This window comes from Planctomonas deserti (assembly GCF_003067705.1).
In the GTDB taxonomy this organism is placed as follows: Bacteria; Actinomycetota; Actinomycetes; order Actinomycetales; family Microbacteriaceae; genus Planctomonas; species Planctomonas deserti.
Genome location: NZ_QANL01000001.1, coordinates 785,886 through 802,332, shown reverse-complemented (window position 1 = coordinate 802,332; position 16,447 = coordinate 785,886). Strand labels below are relative to the sequence as shown.

Here is a 16,447-nt window from a genome sequence, read left to right as displayed (position 1 = left end):
CGCGGCCCGCTCGGGCGCTGCGGGCGTCGATCACCTGACCACCTCGGCGGCGTCGGCGAGCTGGTCAAGCCGGTCCGAGGTGAGCTCGAGGTCGAAGATCTCCGCGATCACCTGCGACCAGCCGTGCAGGAAGTAGCGCCAGCCGTCCACGACGGTGAGGCCGCGCTCCTGCTCCTGCGCGCGCGCCTGGGCGAGGAACTCGAGGGTGCCGCGGTAGTTGAACTCCCACACGACGGCGCCGCGCGGGAACACGGCGTCGGCCGGCAGCGGGGATCCCGGCCGGTCCTTGCCGAGGCCCGTCGCGTTGACGATGAGGCTGCCCTCCGGCGCCGCGGCCAGGGCCCTGGCGGTCGCCTCGGTGTCCTGGGCGAGGAGGTAGGTGATCAGGTCGGCGGGGGTGCCGCGGCTGGTCTGCACGGCCCGGAGGTGGTCGAGGCGCTCCTGGCTGGTGTCGGTGACCGTGATGTGACCGGGGCGGTCGGAGCGCTCGGTGAGGTACCAGGTGAGCGCCGTGCCTGCGCCGCCCGCGCCGAGGCAGACGGCGTGCCCGCCGGTGTTCGCGAAGTGGTCGACGGTCAGGAACTCTTCGACCGCGAGGCCGGCGGTGATCGGGTCCTTCGCGTGCCCGATGAGCCTGCCGTCCCGCTTCGAGATGCTCGACACCTCGCCGCAGAGCACGGCGAAGCCGTCGAGCTCGTCGAACAGGTCGTGAGCCGCCTCGTACAGGTTCATCTTGTGCGTCGTCACCAGCGCGCCGAGGTGATGGGGGTCGTCGCGGATGCGCTGGACCAGCTCCCGGTACTGCTCCGGCGTCGCGTCGATCGGCAGGTCGTGCCCGACGAGCTGATCCGTCGGCAGGCCGAGGATGCGCGCCCAGGCGGGGAAGATCCGCATGATCGACGACGAGGCGGTCGTCACGCCCACGAAGCCCATGTAGTCGCTCCTGTGCGAGCCGTCGGTGTGCATCCCGCTCATGCGCGTTCTCCCGTCTCTCTCGTGTCCGCCCTCGCGGCCGCCGCGGCGAAGAGCCGGGCCCGACGCTCGACCTCGTCGTAGCGTCCGGCGGCGAGGTCCGCGGTGGACACCAGCTCGCTGCCCGCGCCGACCGCGATGGCACCCGCATCCAGCCACTCGCCGAGGTTGTCCGGCGTGACGCCGCCCGTCGGCATCAGGGCGACGTCGGGGAACGGCCCGCGCAGCGAACGCAGGAAGGCCGGACCGCCGAGTGACGCGGGGAAGATCTTGACCACGTCGGCACCGTACTCGACGGCGGCCATCACCTCGCTGGGAGTGAGCGCCCCCGTGAGCACGAGCAGGCCCGTGGCGCGCATGGCCTCGGTGAGCCGGCGGCGCGTCCCGGGGCTGACGAGGAAACGGGCCCCCGAGTCGGCCGCCTGTGCCGCCTGCTCCGGCGTCGTCACCGTGCCCGCACCGAGGAGGATGGCGTCGCCGTGCCGGTCCGCCACACGGCGGAGCGCGGACGCGGCGTCCGGCGTCGAGTAGGTGATCTCGATCCCGGTCACGCCGCCGGCGACGAGGGCGTCGACGGCGCGCACGGCGCTGTCCGCGGACGGGGCGCGGACGACCGCGAGCACGCGGGTCGCGGCGAGGGGGAGGAGGACGTGGTCGGTCATGCGGTTCGCTCCGATGGTCGGGATCCCGGCACGGGGAAGGGCGGCTCGTCGCCCGCAAGCACGGCGAGCACATTGTCGACCGCCATGCCGCCCATGCCGTCGACCGCCTCTACGGTCTGCGCGCCGAAGTGCGGCGTGACGACGACGCGCTCGGCGAGGTCGGGGGCGAGCAGCGGGGATGCGTCCCCGCGGGTGTCCCCGGCAAGGGTGTCCGCCGCGAATCCGGCGAGCGCGCCCGAGCGCAGCGCATCCGCGACCGCCGCCTCGTCGACGAGGTCGGGGCGGGCCGTGTTCACGAGAACGAGTCCCGGGCGGGCGCCCGCGAGCCAGCGGGCATCGACGACGGTGCCGCCGCCGGGGGAGTGCAGCGTCACGAGGTCGCACTCGGCGGGGAGCGCGGCGAGGTCGAGCCGGACGGCGCCGATCGCCTCGAGCACGTCGTCGCCCACCCAGGGGTCGTGCACGGCAATGCGAGCGGCGAAGCCCGACAGCCGCGCGGCCACGCCCCGGCCGATGCGGCCGAATCCGACGAGACCTACGCGCAGCGAGCCGAGCTCGCGCCCCCTGAGCACTCGCCACTCCCCGGCGCGCACCCGGCGGTCGCCTTCGGGGATGCCGCGCAGCACGGCGAGCATCAGGCCGACCGCGTGGTCGGCGACGGCGGCGCTGTTCGCGCCCGGGGTGTTGGTCACGGTGATGCCGCGCTCGGTGGCCGCGGGCACGTCCACCGCCTCGTAGCCGACGCCGTACCGGGCGACGACGCGCAGCCGCGGGGCCGCGTCCAGGTGCGCGGCCGTCACCGGACCCGTGCCGGCGATCCAGGCGTCGGCGTCGGCGAGCAGCGGCCGGAGCGCGTCGAGGTCGTGGTCGGCTGGTCCGGTCCGCACCGAGTGACCGGCCCCGGCCAGCCGGGCGACGAGGTCGACGGATCCCGAGGAGAAGGAGCGGCTCGTGGCCAGGACGACGCCCATCAGCGCCCCGCCCGCCGCGCGAACCAGGGCTCGAGCGCGTCGTACCCGGCGGTGAAGAGCTCGTGCCTGCCGAGGTAGTCCTCGTGCCGCCCCGCCTCGGGAGTGAACTCCGCGGTCACCTCGGACAGCCGCCGGGCCGCGCCGAAGTCGCTCACCAGGCCGAGCCCGACGGCCGCGGTGACCGCGGCGCCGAGGCTGTTCGCCTCGTCCACGACCGTGCGCCGCCGCACGGGCACGCCCCAGACGTCCGCGAGGATCTGCAGCCAGACGTCGCTCGCCGCGCCGCCCCCGATGGCGTCCACCCGGTCGACCACGGCGCCGGACTCCCGGAACGCGCGGATGCAGGTGAAGAGGTTGAAGGCCACGCCCTCGAGCACGGCCCGGGTGACGTGCCCGCGGCCGTGGTGCCGGCCGAGCCCGAGGAAGGCGCCCGCCGCATCCGGGTTCCAGTGCGGCGAGCGCTCGCCGAGGAGGTAGGGCAGGAAGTAGAGGCCGCCCGTCGCGCCCTCGGCGGTCGAGGCGTCTGCGACGAGCGCGGCGAGCGACGCCGCCGTCGGCTGGGGGGCGAGGAGCTCGGCGATCCAGGAGACGGCGGCCCCGCCGGCCTGCATCGTCGCCGTCGGCACGAAGCTGCCCGGCACGACGTTGTCGAACGTCATGGTGCGCCGGCCCGCGTCGTACACGGGCTGGTCGCTCGCGAAGGAGACCCAGGAGGAGGTGCCGAGGCTCACGTATGCCCCGTCCTCCGGGGCGACGATGCCCGCGCCCACTGCCGCGATGGGTCCGTCGCCGCCGCCCATCACGACCCGGGTCGCCGCCGGAAGCCCGAGGAGCTCGGCGGCGGCCGGCAGCAGCGTGCCCACCACGGCCGTCGACTCCAGCACCTCCGGGAACAGGCCCGGGTCGATGCCCGCGGCGTCCAGCATTTCGGTCGACCACGCGCCGCCGCGCTGGTCGTAGGCGTTCGTCGCGGACGCGTCGGAGCGGTCCGTGGCCAGGCGCCCGGTGAGCCGCTGCACCACGAAGTCCTTCGCGACGCAGACGTGGCGCACGCGGGCGAACACGTCGGGCTCGTTGTCGCGCACCCACATGATCTTCTCGAGCGAGTAGGTCGGGTTGATGCGGTGGCCGAGGAGGGCGTAGGCACGGTCCTGCCCGATCGCCGCCTCCAGTCGCTCGGTCTGCGGAACGCTGCGGGTGTCCGCCCAGATGATGGCCGGTCGCACCGGCCGGTGGTCCGCGTCCAGCAGGACGGCACCCATCATCTGCCCGCTGACGACGAGGCCCGTGACGGCCCCGGGGTCCGTCCCCGTGCCGGCGAGCAGGGAGCGGGTCGCCTCGACGACGGCGTTCCACCAGTCCTCGGGGTCCTGCTCGGCGATCCCGCCGCCGGCGAAACGGGCGCCGTAGTGCACGGTCGCGGACGCGAGCATGCGGCCGTCGTCCTCGTGCAGGGACGCCTTGTTGCCGGTCGTGCCGAGGTCGTGGGCGACGATCACGACGGCTCCCCGCTGCGCTCGTCTCCGCCGCGCTCGTCCCCGCCGTGGTAGTCGACGAAGCGGTGGCCGTCCGCCGCGGCGAGGACGCGGAGGCCCATGCCGTGCTCGAGCACCCAGCCGTAGTCGTGTCCGGCGGCTCCCGGGTAGACGGCGAGGAAGGAGTAGGGGGCGTTCCCGACGTTGATGCTGCGGTGCGCCCAGCCCGGCGGGATGTAGCCGATGACGCCGGGCGCCATGTCGAGCCACCGGGTGTCCGTGCCGTCGAACATCAGCAGCCCGCCGACGCCGGCGACGCCCAGGTAGATCTCGCCCTGGTGGTTCGGGTGCTGGTGGCCCTTGGTCATCCAGAACTCACCCCCGGTGCTGCCCGGCTCGATGGTTGTGATGGACTGCGGCAGCTCGCGGTCGAGCTCCGGCACGGGCGAGGAGACGACGGAGTAGACGACCGGATCGCCGTTCTCGACCGCCGCCCGCCAGGCGTCGTCGTCGCGGAACAGGCCCTCGAGGTCCGACATCCGGCGGGTCAGCGTCGGCCCCTCGGGGCTCAGGGTCGCGGCGCCCGCATCGAAGCGGATGCTCATCGGGGGCACGGGCTGGGTGGCGAACTCGGTCACGATCGGCTAATCCCTCGGTCTTCCTGCGGCCACGGCGCCGCGGCTCCCACAGTACCTGTAATTACAGGTTGGCCGCAGTCCCGCGGCGTCCCTTCCGCCGCACGTCCAGGGGCGGGCGGGTATGTTTCGGGCATGTATGTATGTCGGGATTGCGGGAACCCTGTCACCGTCACCTGGGACCCCGAGCGTCAGACGCCGCCCCTGTGGCACGTCTCCTGCGCGCACTGCCCCGCCGAGCGGGACGAGGCGATCGAGATCGCGGGCGTCGCCACGGGGAACCAAGCCGTCTGAATGACGCGGGACGCATGACGCCGGAGCACCTCGATGTTCTGATCGTCGGCGCGGGGCTGTCCGGGGTCGGCGCGGCGATCCGTCTGACCCGGCATATGCCCGACGCCTCGTTCGCGCTGATCGAGGCGCGGGACACCCTCGGCGGCACCTGGGACCTCTTCCGCTATCCCGGCGTCCGGTCCGACTCGGACATGTTCACGCTCGGCTTCCGCGACCGTCCCTGGGCCGACGCCCGGATGCTGGCGCCGGGGGGCGCGATCCTCGACTACGTGCGCGAGTCCGCCAAGGAGTTCGGGGTGGTCGAGCACATCCGCTACGGCCTGCGCGTGACCCGCGCCGAGTGGTCGACCGCCGATGCCCTCTGGACCGTTACCGCCGAGCGCACCGGGACCGGCGCCGCCCGCGGTGCAGACGGTACCGACGATGCCGACGGTGGCGGCGAGGCCGTCCGGTTCACCTGCGGCTTCCTCTACGTGTGCTCCGGCTACTACCGGTACGACGAGGGCTACACGCCGGACCTGCCCGGGATCGGCGCGTTCGCCGGCGACCTCGTGCACCCGCAGCACTGGCCCGCGGAGCTCGGGCTCGGCGGGCGGGAGGTCGTCGTGATCGGCAGCGGCGCGACGGCCGTGACCCTCGTTCCCGCGCTCGCCGAGCGCGGCGCTCACGTGACCATGCTGCAGCGCTCCCCGACGTACATCGCCGCCGTGCCCGCGGTGGACCGCACGGTCGAACGGGTCCTCGGCCGATGGTCCGGCGGGGCGCCTCGCCGCGTCGCGATGGCGGTGATCCGCTGGCGCAGCATCCTGAGCGGGATCGTCATCTACCAGGCCTCCCGTCGTGTCCCCGGCCTGGTCAAGCGAGTGCTGCGCCGCCGCGCCCTGCGGGCGCTGCCGCCGGGCTTCGACATCGACCGGCACCTCGCCCCGGTGTACAACCCGTGGGACGAGCGACTCTGCGCGACCCCGGACGGCGACTTCTTCGCCGCGATCCGCACGGGCGCCGCAGAGATCGTCACCGACGGGATCGCGGAGATCACCCCCGCCGGGGTGCGCCTCACCTCCGGGCGAGAGCTCCCCGCCGACGTGCTCGTGACGGCGACGGGATTCCAGCTCATGCTCTTCGGCGGCATCGCCTTCTCGGTCGACGGGGCGGACGTCGACCTCTCCCGGGCCACGGCGTACAAAGGCATGATGGTGTCCGGCCTGCCCAACTTCGCGTTCGCCATGGGCTACACGAACGCGTCGTGGACGCTCAAGATCGACCTCGTCAACGACCACATCGTGCGGCTGCTGCGCCGGATGCGCCGTCGCGGCTACCGCGTCGTGGTGCCGCGCGAGACGGCGTCGGCGTTCCCGGCCCGGCCGCTGCTCCCGCTGAAGTCCGGCTACATCGCCCGGAGCGCGCACCTGCTGCCGAAGCAGGGCTCGCGCACGCCGTGGCGCCTGCACCAGAACTACCTGCGCGACACCGTGCTGCTGCGGGCACGCGCGGTTGAGAGCGAGGGCCTCGAGTTCCGCCGCTGACGCCGGCTCAGCGGGGCAGCGCGAGCCCGGTGTGGCGCAGCGCCGCCGTGCTCTGGTCCGCCGGGGACGCGCTCAGCTGGAACTCGAAGCGGCTGCGGTCGCCGCGATGGTGGGCCACGAAGAACTCCATCGGCCGGTCCTGCTCGTCGTAGCCGACGCTCCGCAGCACCAGGAGCGCCTGCCCCGCGCCGACGTCGAGCAGGGCGCCCTGCTCCTCGTCGGCCGAGGCGGCCTCGGCGGAGCGCACACCGCGCACGGCCCGCACGCCGTGCCGGGCCAGCAGGGCGTACAGGGACTGGTCGCTCAGGTCCTCGGCGAGCACGAGGGATCCGACCTCCTCGGGGAGGTAGGTGGTCGTCCAGGACCAGGGCTCCCCGTCGACGAACCGGAGCCGCTCGATCACGACGACGGGCGCGCCCGGGGCGATGCCGAGCGCGTCGGCCACGTCGTCGTCGGCTGGGGCGAGCTCCTGCCTGCGCACCTGGCTGTGCACGTGCCCGCCGCGCGCCGCGACCTCCTCGTAGAGGCCGGTGAGCGTGTGCACGAGGCTCTCGGGGGTCTTCTGGTGCGCGACGAAGGTGCCCTTGCCCTTGACCCGCTCGATCGCGCCCTGGTGCTCGAGCTGGGCGAGCGCCTGCCGCACGACGGTCCGCGAGACCCCGAACTGCTCGCACAGCCGGTGCTCGCCCGGCAGTACGTCGCCCGGCCGCAGGCCCTGCTCGGCGATGTCGCGCAGGATCCGGTGCTTGAGCTGGTGGTACATCGGCACCGGGGCTCGGCGGTCGATGCCGGCGGGGGACGCGGGCACGGTGGTGGTCAGTACGCGACGCCGGCGTGCAGAATCACGTTGGCGTAGGGGGTGAACTCGCCCGACCGCACGAACGCCCGGGCGTCGTGGGTCCGCCGCTTGAACTCGACGTGCGGGATGAGCTCGATGGAGACGCCGAGCGGATCGAGCCGTTCGCGCAGCGCGGCGAGCACGTGCGGGCTCTTCTCCTCCACCTCGGCGGAGACGGTGGCGCCCTCGACGACGAGCTCCGCGAGCACGGTGTCGAGCACGTCGAAGAACGCGGGGGCACCGGGGCGGTACGCGAGGTCGACGCGCTCGGACCCGGGCGGGATGGGCAGACCGGCGTCGGTGACGACGATGAGGTCGGTGTGCCCGGTCTCGGAGATGATCCGGGACAGCTGGGGGTTGATCGTGGTCGCGGTCTTTCTCACGAGACGCTCTCCTTCGCGGTGGTGTCCTTCGCGGTGTTCCCCGTCGGGGTGGTCCCGGTCGCCGACCGGTGCGCGGCGAGCAGGGCGTCCACCTCGTCGCGGTGCGGCAGGCTGGGGGACGCGCCACGCTTGGTGACGGTAAGGGATCCGGCGGACACGGCCCGGGCGATGGCCTCCGGCAGGTCGAGGCCGAGAGCGAGGGACGCGCCGAGGTATCCGGCGAACGCGTCGCCCGCCGCCGTGGTGTCCACCGCGGTCGCCGGGATGGCGGGGAAGCGGACGACGTCGTCGGCCGTGACGAGCACCGCGCCCGCCGCGGCGAGCGTCACGAGAGCGTGCCGGGCGCCGCGCTCCGTGAACCAGCGCCCCGCCGCAACGGCGGACTCATCGTCCGTCACGCTGATGCCGGTGAGGATGCCGGCCTCCGTCTCGTTGGGCGTCACGATGTCGACGAGGGGCCAGATGCCCTCGTCGAGCGTCGCCGCGGGGGCCGGGTCGAGCACAACGGTCAGCCCGAGGTCGTGGGCGCGGCGGATGGCGTACTGGGTGAGCGCCCACGGCGTCTCGAGCTGGGTGAGCAGCACCCGGGCGTCGGCGCCGAGCTCGTCGAACGCCGTGTCGATCTGCGCCTCGCTGAGGGCGGCGTTGGCCAGGGGCACCATGACGATGTCGTTCTCGCCGGACGCATCGACCCGGATGTGCGCGATGCCGGTGGGTCCCGGAACGCTCCGCACGTGGCCGGTGTTGACGCCCGCGTCGCGGAGCCCGTCCCGCACCAGGTCGGAGAAGAGGTCCGTGCCGACGCACGCGACCATGGCGGTCCGCGCCCCGGCGAGCCCGGCCGCGACGGCCTGGTTCGCGCCCTTGCCGCCCAGCACGAGGGTGAAGTCGTCCCCGAGCACGGTCTCCCCGCGGGCGGGGAGGCGGGAGGAGAAGGTGGTGAGGTCGGCGGTGACGCTGCCCACGATGAGCACGCTCCCCGACCCGGTTCCAGACGCCTGTGTCTGTGTCATCGTCGCCTTTCGCGGGCGCATCCGCGCCCAGTTCCGCGCCACTCGATCGGGCGCTGTCCAGCCTGTAATGACATTAGCGGACAGGCGGGAGCCAGCTCCGTCCCCCGCTGCTCCCGCCTTCCCGCGGTCGCCCCTGCCTCGCTCTCTTCCCGCGCTCCTGCCCAGGCAGCGGATTCCTGCCCGGGTTGAAGCTGGGCACGATGCTCCTGCCTGGGCAGGGGCGAGTCGGGCGGCAGGTTTGCGGGGGCAGGGCGGGCGGCCCGGGTCGGGCGGCGGGCCTGCAGGGGCGGGGGCAGGGGTGGGGTCGGGCGCGGCGGTCAGGCGGAGGCGGCCGCGTCGCGCAGCCACTGCTCGACGCCCGAGATGTGCACGGTCGTGAGCGCCTGCGCCAGCTCGGTGTCCCGGCGCTCGAGCGCGTCGACGATGGCGCGGTGCTCCGACAGGGTGCGGTCGACCGAATTCTCCTGGGTCAGGCCGCGCCAGATCCGGGCCCGCACGGTGTGGCCCGAGAGCGAGTCGATGAGGCTCGACAGGTACGCGTTGCCGGCCTGCGCGACGATCGCGCGGTGGAAGTCGAGGTCGTGGTCCACGAGCCCCTCGACGCTCGACCCCTCGCCGACCGCCTCGATGCGCGCGCGGAGGTCCCGGATCGCCTCCGCGGGGATGCGGGCGGCCGCGAGGGCGACCGCGGCGGGCTCGAGGATGCGCCGCACCGCGAACAGCTCGAGCACGGAGGAGTCGTCGTGGAGGTCGACCACGAACGACATCGCCTCGAGCAGCAGCCGCGGCTCGAGGCTCGTGACGAACGTGCCGTCGCCGCGCCGCACGTCGAGCACCCGGATGACCTCGAGCGCCTTCACGGCCTCGCGCATGGAGCTGCGGGAGAGCCCGAGGCGCTCGCTGAGCTCCTTCTCGGGGGGAAGACGGTCGCCGGGCCCGAGCTCGCCGGAGAGGATCATCTCCTTGATCTTGAGGATCGCCTCGTCGGTCACCGCCATGCAGACATCCTACCTTTGGGCACTCGCGAGAGCCTCGTCCCGCCGGGGCGCCGCCGCGCCGAGATCGATGCGCCGGTCCGTCTCCCCGATGTCCTCGGGGTGGTGCGTCACGAGCACCGGCACGACGCCCGCGAGCGCGGAGCGCAGGTCGGCGAGGAGCGCGTCCGCCGTGGGCCGGTCGAGGTGCGCGGTCGGCTCGTCGAGCAGGACGACGTCGGCCCGGGTCAGCAGCGTGCGGGCCACGGCGACGCGCTGGCGCTCGCCGCCCGAGAGCGCGATCCCCTCCGAGCCGAGCCGGGTGTCCAGCCCGGCGGGCAGCTGTGCCAGCAGGGGGCCGAGTCCCGCGCGGGTGAGGGCGTCCCTCAGCTCGTCCTCGTCCGGCGCGTTCTCTCGGGGCCGCGCGAGGAGCAGGTTGGCGCGGAGCGACGAGTCGAACAGGTGCCCCTCCTGCGGGCACCAGGCGACGTGCCTGCGCACGACCCCGGGGGCGAGGTCGGCGGTGTCGTCGCCGCCCAGCCGGTAGCTCCCGGCGCTCGGCGCCAGCTGGCCGAGAAGCACCGTGAGGAGCGTCGACTTTCCGGAGCCGGACGGGCCGGTGACGACCAGCCACTCGCCGCTGCGGACGAAGGCGTTCACCCCCTGAAACGCGCGGTCGTCGGCCTCGGGCCACCGGGCGGCGAGACCCTCGAGAGCGAGGCTGTCGACGGGCGCGGATGCGGCCGTGCGCGCACCGGCGGAGCGGGTGGAGGACCCGACGGCGGGAGTGAAGCGCGCCAGCCGGGCCAGCGCCCGGGACAGCGCGGGCCCCTGCTGCACGGCGTCCACCACGGCGAGCAGGGGATCGAGCAGGGCGATCGGGAGCAGGACGAGGACCGCGGTGACCTCGGCGGGCAGGGTCCCGGCCGCGACGGCGGGCGCGCACACCGCGAGCATCAGGACCGCTGTTGTGCAGCAGGCCGCGACGACGAGGGCGCTGCCGAGGCCCAGGGCCCAGGCGCTGCGCCGGCCGGAGTCGGCGGCGCGGCGGTCGAGCTCTCGGAGCCGCGCGAGAACGGCGGGACCCGCGGCGTTGCCACGGAGGTCGGCCGCGGCAGCAGCGGCGTCGGCGAACCGGCGCGTCATGGCCGAGCGGGACGCCTGGGCGTGGGCGCTCGCCCGCCTGTCCGCGACCAGCGCGAGGACGGGGGCGATTCCGAGGCAGAGCAGGAGGCAGACAGCGAGGAGGGGGACCGCGGGAGCGTGCAGCAGCGCTACGCCGACGAGCGACGCGGCGCCGGTCAGGATGCCGACCACCGGCGGCAGGAGAACCCTCGGCGCGAGGTCGCGGGCCTCGTCCGCCGTCGTCACCAGATAGTCGAGCGCCGTGCCGCCGCGCAGCAGCCGCCGGGCGCTCGGACCCCGCGCCGCCAGGGCCCGCCAGAGCCGGACCCGCAGCCGGGTGACCGAGGCGAACACGGCGTCGTGCGTGGCGAGGCGCTCGGCGTAGCGCAGCACGGACCGTCCGATGCCGAAGAACCGCACGCCCACGATCGCGACGAGGAGGTACATGATCGCCGGCTGCTGGCTGGCCCGGACGATGAGCCAGCCGGACACCGTGGTGAGCGCCACCGCGAACAGGGCCGCGAGCACGCCGCAGATCAGGGCGAGGACGAGGCGGCCGGCCGCCGGGCGGGCGACGTCGCCGAGCAGGGCGGCCAGTTCCCGGGCCGTCGCGCGCGGCTCGGCATCGGTATCGGCATCGGCATCGGCCGCAGCGTCGCGCGCGGAATCGATCATGTAGCCCCCGAACCCGACCGGGGCCACCGGCGCCGTCCCCGCCCACGAGGACGCCTCGCCGGCCGCGGTCTTCCCGCCGGCCGCGATCCCCGCGCCGTCGACGACCGCGCCGACGACGACCGCACCGTCGTCGACAGCACCGGCGCCGCCGAGCACCGGGATCCGCTGCGTCGCCAGGGCGAGCACCTCGGCGTCGTGCGACGCGAGCACCACGGTGCAGCGTCCGCGGAGGGAGGCGATGGCCGCCCGCACGAGGGCGGCGCTCCGCTCGTCGAGGTGCGCGGTCGGCTCGTCGAGGACGACGGTGTCGGCTCCCGCCTCGACCCGCACGAGCGCCCGGGCCACCGCCAGCCGGCGGAGCTCGCCGGGGCTGAGGCGCGCGGGATCGGCGGCGACGAGCGCACCAAGGCCGAGCGCCCGCAGGGCGTCGGTCGCCGCGGCGGCACCGGCGGGGCCGGGGACGGCGTACAGCAGGAGCTCGTCGAGGACGGTGTCGCCGACGGTGTGCGGGTGCTGGGGCACCGAGGCCAGGCGCTCGGGCGGCACGACGGTCAGGGCACCGCGGACCTCGGCCTCCGCGGTGCCATCGGCGCCGCCGGCGAGCAGGGCGAGGAGCGTCGACTTGCCGCTCCCGCTCGGCCCGGTGACGGCCGCGACGGTGCCGGGCCCGACCTCGAAGGACAGGTGGGAGAGCGCGGCGACCGGGCGGCCGGGGTACCGCAGCGTCAGGTCCCGGGCGGCGAGGGCGCCGGGCGCCGCGTCGAGGTGCGCCGGGGCGGTGGCGGGCGGCTCGGCGAGGATCCCGCGCGCCCGCTCCAGCGCCGTCACCCCGTCCTGCGAGGCGTGGAACGCCGTGCCGAGGTCGCGGAACGGCCCGAAGCACTCCGGCGCCAGGATCAGCGCGAGCAGGCCCACCTCGAGCGGAAGGCTGCCGTCGATGAGGCGCAGCCCGACGAAGACCGCGACGACGGCGACGGAGATCGTCGAGATGAGCTCCAGCGCGAGCGAGGAGAGGAACGCGGTGCGCAGGGTCAGCATCGTGCGGCGCCGGTAGTCGTCGGACACCCGGGCGAGCAACGCGGTCTGCTCCTCGACCCGGCCGAGCCCGACGAGCACGGGGAGCCCGCGCGCGAGCTCTACGAGATGGTCCGAGAGCCGGGCGAGCGCGCCGGACGCCGCGTCGACGCGGTCCTGCGTGTGCATGCCGATGAGGGCGAGGAAGAGGGGGATGAGCGGAACGGTGAGCACGAGCACCAGCGCGCTGACCCAGTCGACGGACAGCACGCGCAGGCCGACCGCGATCGGGACGACCGCGGCCCCGGTCAGGGCGGGGAGGACGGTCGCGAAGTACTTGTCGAGGTCGTCCAGCCCGTGGGTGGCGAGGGTCGTGACGTCGCCGACGGACGCGCCAGCGCGGCCGCCGGGCGCCAGCAACCGCTCGGCGAGCGCGATGCGCGTCGCCTGCTTGGTACCGACCGCGGCGCGCGCCGTCAGCACCCGGATCGCCCACGCGACCGCGCCGCGGGCGAGCCCGGCGGCGGCGCCGAGGAGCATCCAGGGCGCGACGTCGTCGCCCGACACGACGGCCACGACCCCGCGGGCGATCGACTCGGCCAGCGCGACGAGCGCGAGGGCCTTGAGCGCGGACAGGACCGTCAGCCCCGCGAGAGTGCGCGGGCCGTGCGGACCGAAGCCCGCGGCGAGCATCCCGCGCGGCGACGATACCGGCCGGGCGACCGGACCGCGGACGTCGGCGCTCACTCCGCGGCCCGGTCGCGCGGCACGACGGCCGCGACCACCGCGTGCGCGGCGGGGATGTGCCGCTCGCTGACCCGGCGCCGGAAGACCCAGTAGGTCCAGCCCTGGTAGGCGAGCACCAGGGGCAGGCCGAACGCGGTGACCCAGGTCATGACCATCAGCGTGTATGCCCCGCTGGACGCGTTGTCGACCGTGAGGTCGAACGCGGGGTTGATGCTCGAGGGCAGCACGACCGGATACACGGCCGCGAAGATCGACGCGGCCCCGGCCACCAGGAACAGGGCGACGCCCGTGAACGCGCGGCCCTCCCGCCCGGCGCGTCCGCTGCTCACGCCCCACAGCACGGCCGCGACGGCCACGAGCACCAGGGCCCAGGTGAGGGGGGATCCCGTCCGTAGCTGCACGGCGAGCACCCAGACGACGATCGGCAGCAGGGCGAGCGGGGTCCAGCGCCGGAACCAGACTCCCGAGCGCTCGCGCACGACGCCGTCCGACTTCAGCCCGAGGAAGGCGGCGGCGTGCACGAGGCAGAAGCCGACGACAGCGAGTCCGCCGAGCACGGCGTAGCCGCTGAACCAGGCGAAGGGCCCGCCGATCCGGTCGCCGTTCTCGTCGAGGGGCAGCCCCGTGGTCGTGAGGGCCAGCATCGCGCCGACGCCGAACGCCGCCACGAAGGACCCGCCGGCGAGGGCGAGGTCCCAGGTGCGCGTCCACCGCCGCGTGTGGCCCTTGCCCCGGTACTCGATGGCGACCGCGCGCAGGATGAGGCCGAGCAGCACGAACGTGAGCGGCAGGTACAGCGCCGAGAACAGCGACGCGTACCAGAACGGGAAGGCCGCGAAGGTGGCCGCCCCGGCGGTGATGAGCCAGACCTCGTTGCCGTCCCACACCGGGCCGATGGTGTTGAGCATCACGCGGCGCTGGCCGTCCGAGCGGGCGGTGACGAGCAGGTGCATGCCGACGCCGAGGTCGAAGCCCTCGAGCAGCAGGTACCCGATCCACAGCACGGAGATGGCGATGAACCAGACGGTGGGTAGCGCGTCCATGGCGGTCCTATTCGTAGGCGGGGTGGGTTGGCGGAGCTCAGTAGGCGAAGGCGAGCACGTCGCCGTCGGAGGCGTCGTGGTCCTCGTCCTCGCGGTGGAGGTCCGGCATCGCCGCCGCGACGCCACCCCGCACGAAGCGGGTGAGGAGCACGATCTCGACCACCATCAGCACGCCGTAGACGGTGCCGAGCGAGATGAGGGAGAACAGCAGTTCACCCGCGGTCGCGCTGGGGGAGACGGCCGCCGCCGTGAACATGAAGACGCCGTCGACGCCGCTGGGGTTGGGGTTCGGGGCCACCACGAACGGCTGGCGGCCCATCTCGGTGAAGACCCAGCCCGCCGAGTTCGCGGCGAACGGCGCGAGGATGCCGAAGATGGCCAGCTGCATGATGCGCTTGGACCGGGGCACGGTGCCCGTGCGGGTGAGCCACAGCGCGACGACCGCGGCGAACGCGGCGAGGGCGCCGAAGCCGATCATCAGCCGGAAGCCCCAGTAGGTGACGGCCATGAGCGGCACGTAGGTGATCTCGTCGCCGGCGCGCTCGCCGAGCATCGGGTCGTCGGGGAGGTGGGTGCCGTACGCCTCCTGGTACTCGGGGATGAGGTCGTTGACGCCCTTGATCTCCGTGTCGAAGTCGCCGTGGGCGAGGAACGACAGCACCCCGGGGATCTCGATCAGCCCGACGACGTCGTCGCAGTCGGTCGCGCCGACGTCGCCGATGGCGAGCACCGAGAAGGCGGTGCCGGTCTGGCAGGCCGCCTCCGCGGCGGCCATCTTCATGGGCTGCTGGTCGAACATCAGCTTCGCCTGCAGGTCACCGGTGATCGCGACGCCGCCGAACCCGACGATGGCCACGACCGCGCCGATGCGGAGCGACGTGATCCACACGCCGTGGTCGGCCGCGTCGCGGCCGCGGACGGCGGGCGCCTCGCCCACGACGACGCGGCCCTCGGCGTCAACCGAGTCGATGCCGTCACGCCTGCGCTGCCAGAGCTGGTACCACGAGATCCCGATCAGGAACGCGGCGCCGACGCCCAGCGCGCCGAAGATGGTGTGCGTGTAGGCGGCGACGGCCGTGTTGTTCGTGAGTACCGCCCAGACGTCCGTCATGACCGGCCTGCCGTCCACGAGCTCGACGCCGACGGGGTGCTGCATCCACGAGTTGGCGACGATGATGAAGTAGGCCGAGGCGACAGAGCCGGCCACGGCGACCCACAGGCAGGCGAGGTGCACGCGCTTCGGCAGCCGGTCCCAGCCGAAGATCCACAGGCCGAGGAACGTGGACTCGAAGAAGAACGCGAGCAGGCCCTCCATGGCGAGCGGAGCCCCGAACACGTCGCCCACGAACCGGGAGTACTCGCTCCAGGCCATGCCGAACTGGAACTCCTGGACGAGGCCGGTCGCCACCCCGAGGATGAAGTTGATGAGGTAGAGCTTCCCCCAGAATTTGGTCATCCGGAGGTAGCGCTCGTTGCCGGTGCGCACCCACACCGTCTGGAAGATCGCCACGACCGGCCCGAGGCCGAGGGTGAGCGGGACCATCCAGAAGTGGTAGACGGTGGTGATGCCGAACTGCCAGCGGGCGATCTCCAGGGGATCCACGTGTGCACCGATCTCGAGGCTTCGGGTAGAGTTTTCTACGCGGCGGTAGAACTCATTTCTACACGATTGTAGAACTGTTTTCTACACGGCCGTAGAAGTCGCCGGACGAGGGCGCCGGGCACGAGGAAAGGGGTGAGCGATGTCGACACTCGGGGAGCTCGAACGGTCCGTCATGGACATCCTGTGGAGCGCGGGCGAGCGCCTGACGGCGAACGAGCTGCAGGACCGGCTCACGGCTCTGCCCGGTGCGAAGTCCCTCGCCACGACGACGGTGCTCACGGTGCTGTCACGGCTCGAGAAGAAGCGGTTCGTGGCCCGGGAGCGGTCCGCGCGGCCGCACCACTACTTCGCGGCGCGCAGCCGCGAGGACCACATGGCGGAGCTCATGCACGAGGTGCTCGGCACCGCCGCCGACCGCACCGCGGTGCTCGAGCGCTTCGTGGGGCAGGCGAGCGACACCGAGGCCGCGACGTTGCGCAAGCTGCTCGGTCGCTGAT

Annotated in this window: 14 protein-coding genes; 2 read left to right on the top strand and 12 right to left on the bottom strand. The window is 73.7% G+C overall.

What is annotated here, in order from left to right:
• Positions 1–30: 30 nt before the first annotated feature.
• Genes DAI20_RS03635 through DAI20_RS03615 form a run of 5 tightly spaced genes read right to left on the bottom strand, consistent with a single transcriptional unit; the run spans position 31 to position 4,718 of the window.
• Positions 31–975 carry a shikimate dehydrogenase family protein gene (locus tag DAI20_RS03635; protein WP_205781332.1) on the bottom strand — a complete coding sequence of 315 codons (945 nt, stop codon included), beginning with the start codon at positions 973–975 and terminating at the stop codon, positions 31–33.
• Positions 972–1,634 carry a bifunctional 4-hydroxy-2-oxoglutarate aldolase/2-dehydro-3-deoxy-phosphogluconate aldolase gene (locus DAI20_RS03630; RefSeq protein ID WP_108249170.1) on the bottom strand — a complete coding sequence of 221 codons (663 nt, stop codon included), beginning with the start codon at positions 1,632–1,634 and terminating at the stop codon, positions 972–974. The genes DAI20_RS03635 and DAI20_RS03630 overlap by 4 nt, the downstream gene beginning before the upstream one ends.
• Positions 1,631–2,605 carry an NAD(P)-dependent oxidoreductase gene (locus tag DAI20_RS03625; protein WP_108249169.1) on the bottom strand — a complete coding sequence of 325 codons (975 nt, stop codon included), beginning with the start codon at positions 2,603–2,605 and terminating at the stop codon, positions 1,631–1,633. Before DAI20_RS03625 ends, DAI20_RS03630 begins: the two co-directional genes overlap by 4 nt.
• Entirely contained in the window at positions 2,605–4,104 is a 1,500-nt protein-coding gene (xylB, locus tag DAI20_RS03620; protein ID WP_108249168.1) for a xylulokinase, read from the bottom strand. The genes DAI20_RS03625 and xylB overlap by 1 nt, the downstream gene beginning before the upstream one ends.
• The gene (locus DAI20_RS03615; RefSeq protein WP_108249167.1) at positions 4,101–4,718 is read right to left on the bottom strand and encodes a glucose-6-phosphate isomerase family protein; all 618 of its coding nucleotides are present in this window, start codon (positions 4,716–4,718) and stop codon (positions 4,101–4,103) included. Before DAI20_RS03615 ends, xylB begins: the two co-directional genes overlap by 4 nt.
• Positions 4,719–5,023: 305 nt before the next feature.
• Here DAI20_RS03615 and DAI20_RS03610 point away from each other — a divergent pair, with 305 nt between their 5' ends.
• Positions 5,024–6,535 carry a flavin-containing monooxygenase gene (locus tag DAI20_RS03610; RefSeq protein WP_108249166.1) on the top strand — a complete coding sequence of 504 codons (1,512 nt, stop codon included), beginning with the start codon at positions 5,024–5,026 and terminating at the stop codon, positions 6,533–6,535.
• A 7-nt stretch (positions 6,536–6,542) separates the two neighbouring features.
• Here the strand turns inward: DAI20_RS03610 and DAI20_RS03605 are convergent, their stop codons facing one another.
• The 7 genes from DAI20_RS03605 to DAI20_RS03575 all read right to left on the bottom strand — a co-directional run bounded on the left by DAI20_RS03605 (position 6,543) and on the right by DAI20_RS03575 (position 15,950).
• Positions 6,543–7,343 carry a GntR family transcriptional regulator gene (locus DAI20_RS03605; protein ID WP_240605852.1) on the bottom strand — a complete coding sequence of 267 codons (801 nt, stop codon included), beginning with the start codon at positions 7,341–7,343 and terminating at the stop codon, positions 6,543–6,545.
• Between the two features lie 8 nt (positions 7,344–7,351).
• Positions 7,352–7,756: a D-ribose pyranase gene (gene rbsD, locus DAI20_RS03600; protein ID WP_108249164.1), complete on the bottom strand. Its 405-nt coding sequence runs from the start codon at positions 7,754–7,756 to the stop codon at positions 7,352–7,354.
• The gene (locus DAI20_RS03595; RefSeq protein WP_108249725.1) at positions 7,753–8,769 is read right to left on the bottom strand and encodes a ribokinase; all 1,017 of its coding nucleotides are present in this window, start codon (positions 8,767–8,769) and stop codon (positions 7,753–7,755) included. The genes rbsD and DAI20_RS03595 overlap by 4 nt, the downstream gene beginning before the upstream one ends.
• Positions 8,770–9,086: 317 nt before the next feature.
• The gene (locus DAI20_RS03590) at positions 9,087–9,767 is read right to left on the bottom strand and encodes a FadR/GntR family transcriptional regulator (RefSeq protein WP_108249163.1); all 681 of its coding nucleotides are present in this window, start codon (positions 9,765–9,767) and stop codon (positions 9,087–9,089) included.
• Positions 9,768–9,776: 9 nt separating this feature from the next.
• Complete coding sequence (gene cydD / locus DAI20_RS03585) at positions 9,777–13,304, bottom strand: thiol reductant ABC exporter subunit CydD (protein WP_240605851.1); 3,528 nt, start codon at positions 13,302–13,304, stop codon at positions 9,777–9,779.
• Positions 13,301–14,347, bottom strand: coding sequence for a cytochrome d ubiquinol oxidase subunit II (gene cydB, locus DAI20_RS03580; protein ID WP_108249162.1), 1,047 nt, complete (start codon positions 14,345–14,347; stop codon positions 13,301–13,303). Before cydB ends, cydD begins: the two co-directional genes overlap by 4 nt.
• Before the next feature lie 37 nt (positions 14,348–14,384).
• Positions 14,385–15,950, bottom strand: a complete 1,566-nt coding sequence (locus DAI20_RS03575) for a cytochrome ubiquinol oxidase subunit I (RefSeq protein ID WP_108249161.1) — start codon at positions 15,948–15,950, stop codon at positions 14,385–14,387.
• Between the two features lie 139 nt (positions 15,951–16,089).
• Between DAI20_RS03575 and DAI20_RS03570 the strand changes: the two genes are divergently transcribed.
• Positions 16,090–16,446: a BlaI/MecI/CopY family transcriptional regulator gene (locus tag DAI20_RS03570; RefSeq protein WP_108249160.1), complete on the top strand. Its 357-nt coding sequence runs from the start codon at positions 16,090–16,092 to the stop codon at positions 16,444–16,446.
• Position 16,447 lies beyond the last annotated feature (1 nt).